This is a genomic window from Sphingomonas sp. 28-62-11, assembly GCF_002278865.1.
Classification (GTDB): domain Bacteria; phylum Pseudomonadota; class Alphaproteobacteria; order Sphingomonadales; family Sphingomonadaceae; genus Sphingomonas.
The window spans coordinates 12,440-27,560 of sequence record NZ_NCGB01000035.1 but is presented as its reverse complement, the minus strand read 5'-3'; the positions used below and the strand labels follow the sequence as shown (position 1 = coordinate 27,560).

Here is a 15,121-nt window from a genome sequence, read left to right as displayed (position 1 = left end):
CGGCGCGACGTCCTTGTCGGGTGGCAGCATCACGCTGGGGGCGATGCTCAACAGCACGACCCTGACGCTGACCTCGGCGGGGAGTGTGACCCAGGGTGCAGCGTTCACAACGGGCGGCTTGACGCTGACCGGTGGCGGCAGCTTTGCCTTGACTAACGCCGGTAACGTGTTCGCATCGCTGAACGGCACGGCCGCCAGTATCGATCTGGTCAATAGCGCCGCAACCACGAGTGTGGATGCGGTGACGACCACTGGCGGGCTGTCAGTAAACGCGATTGCAACAGGCTCGAGCCTGACGGTAGCCGGTGCTGTGTCGGTTGGTGGGGCGTCATTGCTCAAATCCATGGGCGCGCTAACGATCGCCAGCACTGGAACGATTGCGACGTCGGCCGAACTCGCGATCGTGGCGGGCACCAATTTCATTAATCAGGCCGGCGCGGGCGCTATCACCACCAGCAATGCCGGCCGCTGGCTGATTTACTCGCAGGCACCCGAATCCAACGTCTTCGGTGGTTTGGCGAGCGGCAATCAGGCAGCGTACGGAATCAGTTTTGCGACAACGCCGCCATCGTCGGTTGGGCTTAGCGGTAATCGCTATCTGTTCGCGACCAGCCCGGTCGTGACCGTGACGGCGGTGAACGCGAGCAAGGTGTATGGCGACACGCTGGATGCGAACTCGAACCGCGCCTTTACGGTAACCGGAATCGTTGATGCAGCCGCTTTCGGCAATGTTTTCACCCAGGATGTCTCCATCGGAACGCCTGTCTTCGCTTCGTTGGGTGATCCGATGCGGGCACGCGTTGGTGATTATACGATTACGCTCGGCCCCGGTTCGCTGTCCGGCCTGCTCGGCTATAGCTATAACTTCATTAATGGCGTTCTGACCGTCACGCCCAAGGCGTTGACGGCGACCTTGGTTGGTGGCGTCACCAAAATCTATGATGGTACGACCACGGCGACTCTGACCGCGGGTAATTATGTGGTCAACGGTATCGTCAGCGGCCCCGTTGACGGTGTCATTACCACTGATGATGTGGTGCTGAACAATCCGACGACAGGCGTGTATGACAACCGCAATGTCGGCACGGGCAAGATCGTAACGGTCAATGGACTCGCCATTTCGGGAGCGGATGCAGCCAATTATACGATCAATGTCAGCGCGGCTGCCGCTATTGGGCAGATCGATCCCAAGGCACTGATCGCATCGATCACCGGCAGCGTGGTCAAGACCTATGACGGTAACAACGCTGCGACGCTCGCTGCGAACAATTATGGTCTGGCAGGTGTCGTCAGCGGTGACACAGTCGTGCTCAACAATCCGGTCGCTGGCCTTTACGACAATCGCAATGCCGGCAGCGGGAAGACCGTCACGGTGAATGGCATCGTGATCTCCGGGGCCGATGCGGGCAACTATATTGTGAACACCAGCGCCAATGCTGCGGTTGGACAGATTGATCGCAAGGCGTTGACGGTTTCGCTGACGGGAACGGCGACCAAAATCTACGATGGCACCACCACCGCCACGCTCGCTGCGAACAATTATCTGTTGAGTGGTCTGATTGCTGGCGACAGCGTTGCCATCAACCCGGCAACGACCGGCATCTACGACAATGCAAATGTCGGGACGGGCAAGATCGTTACCGTCAATGGGTTGACGACGGTTGGTGCCGATGCTGCCAACTACATCGTCAATACCAATGGCAGCGTCAGCGGCGCGATCGGCCAGATCGATCCTCGCACGATCACCGTTCAGCTGATCGGTACGGTAACACGCGTCGCCAATGGCACCACCACGGCCACCGTTGGGCCGGAAAACTTCAGCCTGTCGGGCTTTGTGACGGGCCAAGGTGCCCGGATCAACCAGACGATGGCTGAGTATGCGTCTGCCATGGCCGGGATGAACTTGACGGTAACGGCCATTCTCGCCCTGCCCAATTTCGAGCCGATCGCTGGAACGCTGTTGAGTAACTACAGGCTGCCGATCGGACCGGTTGCTGGGCCCATCGGGGTGTTGACGGCGCAGGCTGCGGTGACTCAGGTTACCGCCATCGTGGCGACCGTGAATGTTCCACCGCCGGCGCCTGCGCCGGCTCCAGCTCCCGCACCGGCCCCTGCGCCTGTAGCAGCGCCAGTGCCCCCGCCCCCGCCACCCGCACCGGCTCCAGCACCAGCGCCGGCCCCTGCGCCAGCGCCAGCGCCCTCCGGTTCGGGCGGGGCACCGCCGCCGCCGCCGGTCGATGCATCACCGCCATCACCCGTGCCAACCGAAAAGCCGCCGACGCCAAAGGATGGCGCGGATGCGAGCGATCCGGTACTTGCATCGGTCGATACGCCGTCAAGCGACGCACCGCCGCCGGGTGCGATGGCCCAATCGGTCGTCTCGACGCCGATTGCCGGTGGATTGTTGACGTCGCAGCGGCGTCTGCCGCCTCGGACCGAGGATGTTCCCGGTCTGGATGATGGTTTCTCAGGATCGGGTAACATTATATAATGGCACGCTTGAAGCCCTTCACCCCGCTGCTGCTGGCCATGGCGCTCCTGCTTCCGCAACCGGCAGCGGCTGCGGGCCCCGTCGCCGAAATTTCAACGCCCGTTGGCAAGACGCTCAATGGCGAGCCTTGCGTGACCAAGGTCATCAAGGGTGTCGCGGGCGAGCCCGGATTGGCCGCTCCACGATCGCTGACTTGCGGGCAGAATAGCGAGGGGTCGATCTTCCAGACTCAGGCTTCCGGGCTGACGGTGCCGGGTGACGATGCAGCGAGCCGCGACGTGATCGTCAAGCGGTTGTTGCAAAGCATTCCATACACCACGCTCCTGCGCCGCATGAGCTGCAAGGCATCGACCTGGATTGAAGGCGCGGCATCGGGCGGCAAGGCGCTGTTGGCCATCCCTTGCGTTCTGCGTGACGGGGATTGGCCCCAGCTGGTGCTGGTGGCTGTCAATGCCAATAACTTCACTGTTGCCGACGGCACGCCATCGGCACTGCCAGCGCTGTTGACCATCCTGCAATCGCCAAGGGCGAATGATGCTGGGGCAGATCAGCAAGCATTGATCACCCAGATCTGGGGCCGCAAGATCGCGCTGACCCGCGCCGATGACCGAGCGCGCTTGACCCAGCTTATCCGCGCGGGCCGCACGGCCAACGGCATTGGTCGATTTGGTGATGCTGAAACGGCGTTTCGCGAAGCACTCGAGCTTGAAACCGATACGTTGAAGGCGAGCGATCAGATTATCGCGATGACCTTGCTTGATCTCGCGTTGAACGTCAGCAATCAGGGGCGGGCTGAGGAAGCAACAGCGTTGTTCCGGCGCGCGGCACCGCTGCTGCAATCATCGACTGATCCGATCAAGCGTGCGCGGCTTGCGACCTATTTGGCAGTAAACTCTGCCAATTCGGGCGATTACAAACAAGCCTTGCCCTTGTCGCGCGATGCCGCCGAAGCGTGGCGCAAGCTTTCCGAAGAACGGCAGGAACAGGCCGGCGGTTCGCCCGGTGCAATGGCGCAAGGCCGCGAAGCTGAGGTCAGTATCGAGCAAGGCGAGCTTGCCAATGCGCTCAACCTTCAGGCGCTGGTGGAATTGCGGTCAGACAATTTGATCCAGGCCTATGCCGCAGCGAGTGAAGCACTGCAGATTCTCAATAAATCGGATCGGCTGCCGCGGTGGTGGAAGGCTGATTCCCTGATCGTGTTGGGAGAGATCAGCATCGGCCAGGGGCGCCTATCGGCGGCGGAAACATATTATAACGCCGGTATCAAGCTGCGCCGCCAGATTTTTGGCGATGGTGCGCCGACGATTCGCGCCCTGGTGGCGCTGGCCCGCGGGTATCAGGCTGAAAGCGTCAGCACGTCTGCGATCATCACCTATCGTGAAATCTTCAAGCTTGCCCGATCGCTGCCGTCGACGAGCGGTGTCTTCAATGCCGAAATGCTCGTACCGTTCGCAGCGGCTATCGTTGATACGGGCGAAACGCTGACTGATCCGGTGCAGAAACGTGGTCTGTATGCCGAGGCATTTGACGCGTTTCAGCTCGTACAATCGCCGCTTGTCGACAAGACGATCGCCGCGGCTGCGACCCGGCTTTCGACCAACGATCCCGAGATTGGCAAGCTGATCGGCCAAATGCAGGATCTCCAGCGCGATGCTGATTTTGCGCGGGTGAAGCTTTCCTATCAACAATCGTTGTCGGACGGGGAGCGCAGCGGCGAGGCTGAAGCGGCGCTAAAGGCGCAGATCGCCAATGATCTGGCCGCGATCATCAATATCCGTTCGACTCTGGCGACCAAATACCCAGCCTATGACAGTCTGGCGACGCCGCCACCGGTCAACCTTGATCAGTTGCGAGGTTCATTGCGCCAAGGCGAAGGCATCCTGTCCTTCCTGATCGGGCGCGACCGTTCTTTTGCTCAGCTGGTGACGCGCGAAGGGGCATTTATCGCTCGTGTGTCCGAAGGGGCAGCCGAGCTGCGTGCGGCAGTCACCTCGATCCGGCGAGCGCTCGAAATCCAGGGCGGTGCCATCAACGAGTTCAATCTTGATGAGGCCAATCAGCTTCATGATCTGCTGCTTGGTGGATTGAAGGAAGAGTTGGCGAAGGTCGATCAGTTGATTGTCGTGCCCTCGGGACCGCTCAGCAACTTGCCGTTCAGCTTGCTGGTCGCGACGCCACCGGGCGGCACCAGCTATGAAAAGGCCGATTGGCTGGTGCGGACCAAGACGATTTCCTACACGCCTTCGCTCCGGGCCTTCACGGCCCTGCGCGGCAGCAAGGATCGACCGGCACCACGCCAGGCGCTGTTGGCTTTTGGCGATCCCGCACTCGTTGGCCATACCCCGAAAGCAGGGGAGGCATCCCCCTTTGCCGCGTTGGCGAACAATTGTCGTCAGGGCGGTGCCATGCCGGCCGGCCTGTTGCGCGCACTGGCCCCCTTGCCGGATACCGCGCGTGAACTGAATGTTGTGGCGACCTCGCTTGGCGCACCAACCGGTAGTTTGTTCTTGAGCGGCAACGCGACTGAAGAAAATCTGCGCAAGCAGTCGCTTGATGATTACCGGGTTCTCTATTTCGCTACCCACGGCCTGCTGCCCGGCGAATTGCGCTGTCAGGCTGAACCTGGGCTGGTCCTGTCACCCCCGCCCGGTGCTCAACAAATAGATACGGCACGCGACGGATTATTAGAATCCAGTGAAATCGCGAGCTTACGGCTCAATGCTGACCTTGTTGTCCTTTCTGCGTGCAATACGGCTGCAAGTGATGGTCGCTTTGGCGGCGGAGATGCTTTATCGGGACTTGCGGAGGCGTTTTTCCACGCCGGCGCGCGTAATATGCTCGTCACGCACTGGCAGGTGCCATCTGCGGCGACAGCAGAGTTGATGTCGGCATTGTTTACGTCATTACGTGAGAGTAACGGTGGTAGCGTAGGAGAGTCACTGCGGCGGGCCCAGAACAGCTTGTCCGCTAAGGGTGCAACGGCCCACCCGTTCTTTTGGGCCGCATTTGTCGTGATCGGTGATGGCATGGGGTTACCACCGATGAACGCGCCGCAAATCGCAAGGAGGTAAAGATGGCAATCGCTCAGATTTCCAAGATCACATTAGCACTGGCGCTTGGCCTGTGTTCTGCTGCCGCAAGTGCATCGACCCTGATCGTGATTGATTCACGCGCGCCGGGTCTAAAGGCCGGACAGAAGATCGACAGCAATACGCCGATCACGCTGAAGGAAGGCGAGCGGGTTACCGTTATCGGTCCCGACGGTAAGTCGATCACGCTGCGCGGCAAATTCTCCGGATTGCCGCTCGGTAAAACGCCAGTCGCGTCCGATCCCGGCCGTGCGCTCGCCGCACTGATCAACACCCGCAATGCCCGCACCAGCTCGGTCGGTGTAGTCCGCGGCGCCACTGACGCCGCGGCACTTCCCGATCCTTGGCTGATTGACATCTCGCGTGCCGGTGAGCGCTGCCTGAAGGCAGGCGGCAAGCCGATCTGGTGGCGTCCGGACGCCAAGCAGTCACAGAAGTTCACCGTTCTCCCGGTCGACCGTTCATGGGTTGCCGATTTCGAATGGAATGCTGGTGAATCGATGATGGCGGTGCCTGAACTGGCAGCATTCGATACGCAGACGATCTTTGTGATGCGGGTTGAAGACCAGGAGTTTCCGGTCAGCATCAACATCGTGCCGTCGGATCTGGAAAATGATCTGATCCTGGCGTCATGGATGCTCGAAAAGGGCTGCACGCAGCAGGCTGATGCGCTGCTGAAGACCGTTGGACAGAATCAAGCCGTCTCAAAATGAATGCAAAGAAACTGAAGGACTACAGGACGGCAGCTTTTGCTGCCGTCCTGTCGGCGATAATTGCCACGGTCGCGGTCCAGTATCTGACATTTTTGTCGGGTCTGGAAAACATCGGCCGTGATATCCGCGTTGGTGCGCTTTCTGCACCGATGCCGCAATCGAAAGACATCGTCATTGCCGGGCTGACCGAAGAGACGGTGACCCAGTTTGCCTATCGTTCGCCGGTGGACCGCGAGTTTCTGGCCAATCTCATCAAAACCCTTGAAGCAAAAGGCGCCCGCGCGATCGGTGTCGACGTGCTGCTCGATCAGCCGACCGAGCCCGCCAAGGATGAATTGCTCAAGAAAACGATCCGCGAGATCAAGACGCCGCTGTTCATCAGCTATTCGAATTCAAAGAACGTCGTGAATGAGGATCAGCTCGCCTATTTGAATGACTTCGTGCCCGAACGCCTGCGTGCGGGCGCCAATATGTCGACAGACCCCAATGACGGCACGGTGCGCTGGATTTTTGCTGGCGAAACCGATCCAGGGATGCCACTGGGCTTTGCACGAAAGGCAGCGAAGCTGGTTGGCGTCGACACCCCGAAGGCAGAGCCCGATATCGCCTGGCGCCCGCATCCCGATGCTGAAACGCCGGCCTTCCCACTTTATCCGTCACACACGGTCGCATTTCTGCCCGACGAATGGTTCAAGGGCAAAATCGTGCTCGTTGGGGCAGTGTTATCCATCACCGATCGCCACCGCACGCCGCTCGCCGTTATTGATGATGGCGATGACGCGATGATGCCCGGGATCATGATCATGGCCCATGGCATATCGCAATATCTCGAACACCGGTCGCTCAACCGTCTCAATATCTATGGTGACGTCACGATCACCGTAATGTTTGCGCTGATCGGGGTTGGCTTAGGCCTTCTGAAGCGCGGTGCGGCCTTCAGTTTCACGATGGGTGGCATTTTCATCGTGATCTATTGGGCATTTGCAATGCTTGGTTACAGCCGCGGTGTGCCGCTGGTGCCATTGCTCGCGCCCACGATTGCGATGCTCCTCGCGCTCTGGCTGATGGACGTTATTATTGGCCGTGCCGAACGCAAACAACGTCAGTTCATTCAGGGTGCTTTCTCTCGCTACGTGTCGCCGGCGGTGGTTGACCAGCTGGTCGATGATCCGAGCGCGCTGAGCATCAAGGGTGATCGTCGCGAAGTGACCTTCATCTTCACTGACATTGCCAGCTTCACGACGCTGTCCGAAGGGTTGACCTCGGAAAAACTGTCAGAAGTGCTCAACGCTTATCTCGATGGTGCCTGCGCGATCATCCTGAAATATCAGGGCACGATCGACAAGTTCATCGGCGATGCGATCATGGCGATCTTCAACGCGCCAATTCCTCAACCCGATCACGCCGAACGCGCGGTGAAATGCGCGCTTGAACTCGATGTCTATGCCGAGGCATTCAAAAAAGCGCAGAACGCGGCCGGGATACCGATCGGTGTGACGCGGATCGGCATCCACACTGGCATCGCCACGGTTGGCAATTTCGGTTCGGCAACGCGGATGGATTTCACGGCACTTGGCGATACCGTCAACACGGCGGCACGCACCGAGGGCGTGAATAAATATTTCGGCACGCGCATCTGTGTGACGGAAGAAACCGTTGCGGCCTGCCCGAACTTGAAGTTCCGGCCGATCGGCGATGTCGTTCTGAAGGGCAAGACCAAACCGGTCGGGCTGTTCTCGCCAGTATCGGAAGCCGATGCGGCGACCAATGTGACGGCGGATTATATGGCGGCCTATGATCTTTTGAAGGCGGAAAACCCCCAGGGGATCGATGCTTTCAAGGCGTTGGCTGACAAATACCCCGGCGATGCGATTATTGCATACCACGTCCGGCGAATTGCGGCCGGGGCCACATCGACGTTGATCGTGCTCGAGGATAAGTAAAGTGATTGTCACCTCCACGATCGACCGATCCGGGCTGCATGTGCTTCGCTCTGTTGGGCTGGGGACGATGGGGGTCACCGGCACGATGTTGTCGACCATGGGCACGGCCTATGCCCAAGTGCCGCCGCCACCACCTCAGGTGGTGCAGCCCAGCGCTGCCGAAATTTCGCGCGAACGTCTCACGCTGCCGCCGGTGCGCACGCCAAAATTCGAGCTGCGCATCCAGTCAACCGACAAATCTGCCGTGCCCAAATCGATCGAGGCGGTTCAGTTCGTACTGCGCGACGTAGCAGTGGAAGGCGCAACGGCGTTTCCGCCTGATGTGGTCAACGGCTTTTTTGCCGATATCAAAGGCAAGCGCGTTGGCCTGGGCGCCGTTCGCGAAGCCGCGACCAAGCTGGAAGAGCTATACCGCGAAAAGGGCTATTTCCTCACCCGCGTTTTCATTCCGCCACAACCGATCAGCAACGGGCTCGTCAAGGTCACCGTGATCGAAGGCTTTATCGAGGATATCACCGTTGAGGGGCTGGATGCAGGCACTCAGCGCGCAGTGCGCGAAGCACTGGAACCGTTGCTGCAGCACAAGCCGATCGATCTGCCGTCACTCGAACGCCGACTGCTCATCCTGAACGATATGCCCGGTATTGGCGGCACCAGCGTGCTTCGTCAGGGCGCGACCTTGGGCGGATCGAGTCTGATCGTCACACTTGAGGAACGGCCCGATACCTATGTCGCATCGATCAACAACGGCGCGTCACGAATTCTGGGCCCATGGTCATATGGGCTTAATGCAACGTTCAATCGGCCGCTCGACCTGCCCGGATCGCTGAACATTGGCATCAATGCAGGCGGGCGCAATCTTGCATCAGTTCAATCGGTTAGCGGGCGGTATCTGCTGGGCATCGGCAACCAGGGCCTGCTCGCCAGTGTCGGGGTGCTGGCGGCAAAGGCCCGTCCCAGCGGATCCGTTCGAGCGCTGGGTATTGTCAATAACCTGATCACGATCAGCGCGCGCGCGCGTTATCCCTTTATCCGCAGCCGCGCTTTTTCGCTGTTCGGGGAAGTGGGCATGTCGGTGAACCGATCCGATACCGACGTTCTGGGCGTTCCCCTGATTCGGGACCGCACCACCGTGCTGGACATCGGTTTGTCAGCGCAGGAAAATGGCTTCCTCAACGGATCCACAACGATCAACGCCAGCGTTTTGCAAGGGCTCCCTGTTTTGGGGGCTTTGAGCAGGACGTCGCCGGCGCCGTCGACGTTGAATTTCGACCCCAGTTTCACGCGGTTGGTCTATTCGGTCCAGCGCACCCAGTCGCTGGTGGGACAATTCAGCGCACAATTGTCCTTCCAGGGGCAATATACCAATTCGAAGCTGCTATCGGGCGAGCTCATTTCTTTTGGCGGCTCCGGGGTTGGGCGGGGTTTCGATCCGGCGGCGATTACCGGTGATCGCGGTTATGGCGGTATCGCGGAGTTGCGGTACGATATCCCGATCAGCAACACGATCGTCCGCAACGCCCAGATTTACGGCTTTGTCGACGCAGCCCGCACGACGAGTCTGCGGACCGCAACGGTGCCGAGCGTATCGCAGGATATCCAATCCGCGGGCGGTGGCCTTCGCCTATCGCACCGTTATGGATCGGTTGATTTCCAGGGCGCCTATGCCCGACGCGCGCTGGGGGGTGCCGATCGGCGGCCCAATCCACGTGCGCTGATTTCGGCCACCTTCATTTATTGATCAGTCACCTATCGACCCGTGCATGCCGCCATATCGCCTGATCAAGGGCGATCCTGTGCGATGCCGTGCGCCGATTACTCGGTCAGCGCTGCCGTAGCAGTTGTTTCGGTCACCGGGGTCGACGAACCGACTGCCGCTGTTGGCGACGCAGGCGCTTCAAGACCCTGACCCAGGATCGCTGCCGTCTCGATTGTGTCCAACGCTTGATGGGCAGCAACAAAACGCCGGGCCGCCGCGATCCAGGAGGACGCCTTGGGCGCGCCCGGCAGCCGGGCGACCTCAACCAGCGCAGCCTCAACCTGCCCGGCATCTAGCAACCGCCGAACGCGCGCCAGCCGATCGGCCGCCCGGGGCGAGGGTGTCCCTTCATGCCGGATCACCACCAGGCTCGATATCTCCCGGCGCAGGCTGGGCCACCAACCGGTGGTTGCGACGCCGGTGGTGAGTTCGGGCGCGCTGGCATCAAGCGCCAGCCGCAGATCCTCCAAGGTTACCGGGGTGCGCGATGCCTGGACGATCGCGCCGACCGCGCGCGGCTGGCTGACCCCGAAACGCATCTGAAGCTGTGGCTCGATACTGCCCAGTGCAAGGCCCCGATCAATCGCCCTACGGGCTGAAAAGGCGATCAGCAGTGCCTCGGCGCGAGCAGCATTATTGGCGGCGGCGTGCGAATCGCGATCGATCGTCTCAGCGCGGGCCTCAAGCGTGGCCAGTTGAGCGGCAATCGCCGCCTGCCGGGCATTCAGGGCTTCGCTGTCGAGCAATCGAGCCGCCGACCCGGCTTCCGGCGGTGGCATGAACCCCGTTCCAGGATCTTCGGTGGTTGCCGCAGTTGGGGCAGGTGTTGCCTCGAACATCCCCTGTACACCCCGGGGGAGCCATTGGCGATATTGGGTGACGAACAAGGCGGTAACGGCAATGCCGAGCACAAAGGCGATCAACGCGCCGATCAGCGGCGCGCGCGAGCTGGGCGCTCGCGCATAGGCCTGGGGCGTGGAGGCCGGGGCTTCAGGATCATCGCTGGGCATCGCCCCCTTATCCCCGCGCCGGTGCGCCCGGTCAATCAGGCGCGATGCCTTTCGCTGACCAGCTTCGTCAGGGCTGAATCTGTTGGTGCGGGTGCTGTCCAGATTGTCCGCCAGCCTTCGCCTGCCGCTTGGGTTATGGCTGGGCTCAGCGTGGCCAAGATGATCCGGTTTCGAGCAAAGTTTGATGCATCGACCAATGCCGCAAATCGCTGTGCGGCCCTGGGTGAATGGAGCAAAGCAACCCCGTCGACCACCCCGGCAAGGGCATCCGGGGCAACCGGGGCTGGATCGCTGGCATAAACAATGATCGATTCGCGCACGATGTCGCCCGAACCGACCCCCGGCGAAACCATCGATTCGCGCCCGCCGAGGTGAAGCGCACGTTGAATGCCTGATTGCTGTGTCGATCGCAGCAGGGCCTGCGCGTCGCTATCGCCCGTCGCCATGACGCCAAATCCAGCTTCGCGCGCCGCTTGCGCGGTCGCATCGCCCACCGCTAACACCGGGAGCGCCCGTAATCGGGCCAATCCGTCGCCTGCCAATCGAACCGCATTGGCACTGGTGAACATCAATGCATCGAAATTGTCCGGATCGGGTGCCGTCCACTCTATCGGCACTGTTGCGAACAAGGGGATGCCAACAGCCTGAATCCCGAGCGCCGCCAGCCGGTCCAGCGTCGCCCGGTTGCCGGGTGCGGGTCGCAACACAAAAACCCGGCTGTCCCCCGGTCCCCCACTCACGGCAGCGTCGGTATCACTTGGCAAACAGCGCCCGCACGCCTTCGGGAGCCGCCGCGAGCAGATCATGCGCCAGTTCACGGGCAAAGCGCAGATCGTTTGCGGGTCCGCGCGCTTCACCGGCAACATGCGCGCTGCCATCGGCGTTGAACAATTCGGCTCGCAGCCACAACGCGTCCCCATCGACCACTGCCAGCGCAGCCATTGGCGAATGGCAATCCGCCCCCAGCGCCAGCAGCAGCGCCCGTTCGGCGCGCACACAGGCCATGGTCGGCGCATCGGCGATGGCCGCGACCAGAGCCGTCGTCTCGGTATCGGCGGCGCGAGTCTCGATGCCGACAGCGCCTTGAGCCGGCGCTGGCAGCATGACGTCAATCTCGATTCCCGTGCCGACATCCGGTCGCCCCAGCCGATCGAGCCCGGCTGCGGCGAGCAGAGTCGCGTCAATTTCGCCCGATGCCACCTTGTTGAGCCGGGTATCGACATTGCCGCGCAGCAGCACGATCGACAGATCAGGGCGCAGCCGTCGCAATTGGGCAGAACGGCGTGGCGAACTCGTGCCGATCACGGCGCCCAGGGGCAGCGCATCGATTCCCGCCGGACCGATGATTCGGTCACGCACATCAGCACGCGGCAGCATCGCGGTGATCACGATTGGTTCGGGCCGGATCGTCTCGACATCCTTCATCGAGTGCACGGCGAGGTCGATCTCCCCCGCCAGCATCGCCCGGTCGAGTTCCTTGGTCCACAGCGCCTTGCCGCCAATCTCGGCAAGCGGGCGATCCTGCACCTGATCGCCGGTCGTCTTGATTGTGACGATCTCGATATCGTCCTGCGACAGGCCGTGCGCGGCGATAAGCGCATCGCGCACCATATTGGCCTGGGTAAGGGCAAGCGGCGATCCGCGCGTGCCGAGACGGAGTTTCGAACGGAGCTGAGTCATCGACATTGGTGCTAGCGCCGGTTGTCGCTAGAGGGAAGCCATGGCGCTGATCCTTGGCATTGAATCCAGTTGTGATGAAACCGCCGCCGCGCTTGTGACGAGCGATCGGCAGATCCTGGCGCACCGGCTGGCGGGGCAGGAGGCAGCGCACCGGCCCTATGGCGGCGTGGTGCCGGAAATCGCGGCGCGGGCGCATGTCGAGATACTGGTGCCCTTAGTTGAGGCAGCGCTGGCCGATGCAGGCGTTTCGCTCGCACAGGTCGATGCGATCGCGGCAACGGCGGGGCCGGGGTTGATCGGTGGAGTCATGGTGGGGTTGGTAACGGGCAAGGCGCTCGCGCATGCAGCCGGCAAGCCGCTGATCGCGGTCAATCATCTGGAAGGCCATGCGCTGTCGCCACGGCTCAGCGATCCCGATCTCGATTTTCCCTATTTGTTGCTGCTCGTGTCGGGCGGGCATTGCCAGTTGCTGCTGGTCGAGGGCGTTGCGCGCTATCGCCGCCTCGCCACCACGATCGACGACGCTGCGGGTGAGGCTTTCGACAAGACCGCGAAGATTTTGGGGCTTGGCTTTCCCGGCGGTCCGGCTGTCGAGCGCGCGGCGGCTTTGGGCGATGCCTCGGCCGTGCCGCTGCCACGGCCGCTGCTGGGCAGTGCCGAGCCGCATTTCTCGTTCGCCGGGCTCAAAAGCGCGGTCGTGCGCGCGCATGAGACGGGCAAGTACCGGATCGAGGATATCGCCGCATCGTTTCAACAGGCGGTAGTCGACTGCCTGGTTGATCGCACGGCGCGCCAACTCGGCGTTCTTTCGGGGGTCAGCGCCCTTGTCGTCGCCGGCGGGGTCGCGGCCAACCAGGCGGTCCGCATCGGGCTTCTTTCGACGGCATCGGCCCATGACCTTCGCCTTATCGCACCGCCGCTCTGGCTGTGCACCGATAATGCGGCGATGATTGGCTGGGCGGGGGCGGAGCGCTTCGCCGCTGGCCTCACCGATCCGCTCGACGTCGCGGCGCGCCCCCGCTGGCCGCTCGATCCGCTGGCAGAGGCGGTGCGCGGGGCGGGGGTGAAGGCGTGAGGATTGGCGTGATCGGTGGCGGCGCCTGGGGCACCGCGCTGGCGCAAGTTGCGGCGCAGGGGGGCGATCCGGTGCTCCTATGGGCGCGTGAGTCTGAAGTGGTAGCGTCAATCAACGCATCGCACGAGAACCCCTTGTTTCTGAAGGGGGTAGCGCTCAGTCATGACGTCATGGCAACGGACGATCTTGCCGCGCTGGCCGGATGCGATGCCCTGCTGGTTGTGGTGCCCGCGCAGCACGTGCGAGCCGTTCTTGTTGAGGCGCCGGTCGGCAACACGCCTCTGGTGCTCTGCGCCAAGGGGATTGAGGCGGGCACGCAGCTGCTGGTGGGCGAAGTCGCTGCGCAGGTGCACCCTGATGCGCCGATCGCAGTCCTATCCGGCCCCACCTTTGCGCATGAAGTCGCAGCGGGATTGCCGACGGCAGTGACGCTCGCCTGTGCCGATGCCAATCTGGGCGCGCAGCTGGTTGATCGGCTCGCCGGGCCGTCGTTTCGCCCTTATTTGTCGAACGACGTGATCGGCGCGGAGATTGGCGGCGCGGTGAAGAACGTACTCGCGATTGCCTGCGGCGTGGTGGAGGGGGCAGGGCTTGGCCTCAATGCCCGCGCCGCGCTCATCGCGCGCGGTTTTGCCGAGATGACGCGCTTCGGCCTGGCTCGCGGCGGGCGGGCGGAAACGCTCACCGGCTTGTCGGGACTTGGCGATCTGGTGCTGACCTGCTCGTCGGTCAACTCGCGCAACTTCGCGCTGGGGGTAGGGCTCGGACAGGGTCAGGCGGCGGCAGGACTGCTTGCGGGCAAGTTGAGCGTGGCCGAAGGTGCCTTCACCGCGCCAGTGCTACGCGAAGCAGCGCGCGCGGTGAGCGTGGAGATGCCGGTGGTCGATGCGGTCTGTGCGTTGCTGGAGGGCGCGCCGGTGGGTGGAGTGGTCGAGGCATTGCTCGCTCGGCCGCTTCGGGTGGAGGATGTGGCTTAGCGGCTTAGCGGTTCATGTGTTTACATTTATCCGTTTGTCCCGAGCGATGTCGAGGGACGGGCCACAAACGCTGCGCAGGGTGTCTCGACTTCGGCCCGATGGGCCGAAGTTTATCCTGAGCGCCTGCCTTCGCAGGCAGTCGAAGGGCTCGATACGAACGGTTCTAGGGACACTAGGGGCGAATGCCCTCAAAAATCGATCGCGATACCCTTCAGCTCCCAGTCGCCATAACGCACCGGGTTCAGCCCCAGCGGGTCATCCTGTGCGGTTTCCGCCACGACCGGTTCGGGCGCGGGCACGGGCGGGCTTTTGGAAAGATGCTCGGGCGGCTTCACATGGGGCGGGCGCTGGCCCATGGCGGGTCTCCAATCTTTGTTGCCCCCA

11 protein-coding genes are annotated in these 15,121 nt (G+C 62.0%); 7 read left to right on the top strand and 4 right to left on the bottom strand.

The genetic code is table 11. From position 1 onward, the window contains the following. The 5 genes from B7Y49_RS11990 to B7Y49_RS11970 all read left to right on the top strand — a co-directional run. On the top strand, positions 1 to 2,491 hold a 2,491-nt coding region (locus tag B7Y49_RS11990), incomplete at its 5' end, for a beta strand repeat-containing protein (RefSeq protein WP_374127830.1). Next, complete coding sequence (locus B7Y49_RS11985) at positions 2,491 to 5,562, top strand: CHAT domain-containing tetratricopeptide repeat protein (protein ID WP_374127829.1); 3,072 nt, start codon at positions 2,491 to 2,493, stop codon at positions 5,560 to 5,562. The genes B7Y49_RS11990 and B7Y49_RS11985, both read left to right, overlap by 1 nt. Positions 5,563 to 5,564: 2 nt before the next feature. Next, entirely contained in the window at positions 5,565 to 6,293 is a 729-nt protein-coding gene (locus B7Y49_RS11980; RefSeq protein WP_374127828.1) for a hypothetical protein, read from the top strand. Then, positions 6,290 to 8,236 (top strand): adenylate/guanylate cyclase domain-containing protein, encoded by a 1,947-nt coding sequence (locus tag B7Y49_RS11975; RefSeq protein ID WP_374127827.1) that lies wholly within the window; start codon positions 6,290 to 6,292, stop codon positions 8,234 to 8,236. Before B7Y49_RS11980 ends, B7Y49_RS11975 begins: the two co-directional genes overlap by 4 nt. 1 nt (position 8,237) lies before the next feature. After that, entirely contained in the window at positions 8,238 to 9,977 is a 1,740-nt protein-coding gene (locus tag B7Y49_RS11970; RefSeq protein WP_374127826.1) for a ShlB/FhaC/HecB family hemolysin secretion/activation protein, read from the top strand. 74 nt (positions 9,978 to 10,051) lie between these two features. Here B7Y49_RS11970 and B7Y49_RS11965 read toward each other — a convergent pair whose 3' ends face one another. Genes B7Y49_RS11965 through hemC form a run of 3 tightly spaced genes read right to left on the bottom strand, consistent with a single transcriptional unit; the run spans position 10,052 to position 12,685 of the window. After that, entirely contained in the window at positions 10,052 to 11,005 is a 954-nt protein-coding gene (locus tag B7Y49_RS11965; protein WP_374127825.1) for a hypothetical protein, read from the bottom strand. A gap of 35 nt (positions 11,006 to 11,040) precedes the next feature. Next, entirely contained in the window at positions 11,041 to 11,712 is a 672-nt protein-coding gene (locus B7Y49_RS11960; protein WP_374127824.1) for a uroporphyrinogen-III synthase, read from the bottom strand. 46 nt (positions 11,713 to 11,758) lie between these two features. Further along, positions 11,759 to 12,685, bottom strand: a complete 927-nt coding sequence (hemC, locus tag B7Y49_RS11955; protein WP_374127823.1) for a hydroxymethylbilane synthase — start codon at positions 12,683 to 12,685, stop codon at positions 11,759 to 11,761. Positions 12,686 to 12,725: 40 nt separating this feature from the next. Here hemC and tsaD point away from each other — a divergent pair, with 40 nt between their 5' ends. After that, a complete protein-coding gene (gene tsaD, locus B7Y49_RS11950) occupies positions 12,726 to 13,760 on the top strand; it encodes a tRNA (adenosine(37)-N6)-threonylcarbamoyltransferase complex transferase subunit TsaD (RefSeq protein ID WP_374127822.1) in 1,035 nt (344 codons plus the stop codon). Continuing rightward, a complete protein-coding gene (locus B7Y49_RS11945) occupies positions 13,757 to 14,737 on the top strand; it encodes an NAD(P)H-dependent glycerol-3-phosphate dehydrogenase (protein WP_374127821.1) in 981 nt (326 codons plus the stop codon). Before tsaD ends, B7Y49_RS11945 begins: the two co-directional genes overlap by 4 nt. 188 nt (positions 14,738 to 14,925) lie before the next feature. Here B7Y49_RS11945 and B7Y49_RS11940 read toward each other — a convergent pair whose 3' ends face one another. Further along, on the bottom strand, positions 14,926 to 15,093 hold the full coding sequence (locus tag B7Y49_RS11940; RefSeq protein ID WP_374127820.1) for a DUF1674 domain-containing protein: 168 nt from the start codon (positions 15,091 to 15,093) through the stop codon (positions 14,926 to 14,928). Positions 15,094 to 15,121 lie beyond the last annotated feature (28 nt).

What these genes read in the sequence shown, in the direction of transcription:
- B7Y49_RS11980 (WP_374127828.1), top strand. Translation starts at nt 5,565, where the DNA reads ATGGCAATCGCTCAGATTTCCAAGATCACATTAGCACTGGCGCTTGGC.
- B7Y49_RS11975 (WP_374127827.1), top strand. Translation starts at nt 6,290, where the DNA reads ATGAATGCAAAGAAACTGAAGGACTACAGGACGGCAGCTTTTGCTGCC.
- B7Y49_RS11985 (WP_374127829.1), top strand. Translation starts at nt 2,491, where the DNA reads ATGGCACGCTTGAAGCCCTTCACCCCGCTGCTGCTGGCCATGGCGCTC.
- B7Y49_RS11965 (WP_374127825.1), bottom strand. Translation starts at nt 11,005, where the DNA reads ATGCCCAGCGATGATCCTGAAGCCCCGGCCTCCACGCCCCAGGCCTAT.
- tsaD (WP_374127822.1), top strand. Translation starts at nt 12,726, where the DNA reads ATGGCGCTGATCCTTGGCATTGAATCCAGTTGTGATGAAACCGCCGCC.
- hemC (WP_374127823.1), bottom strand. Translation starts at nt 12,685, where the DNA reads ATGACTCAGCTCCGTTCGAAACTCCGTCTCGGCACGCGCGGATCGCCG.
- B7Y49_RS11940 (WP_374127820.1), bottom strand. Translation starts at nt 15,093, where the DNA reads ATGGGCCAGCGCCCGCCCCATGTGAAGCCGCCCGAGCATCTTTCCAAA.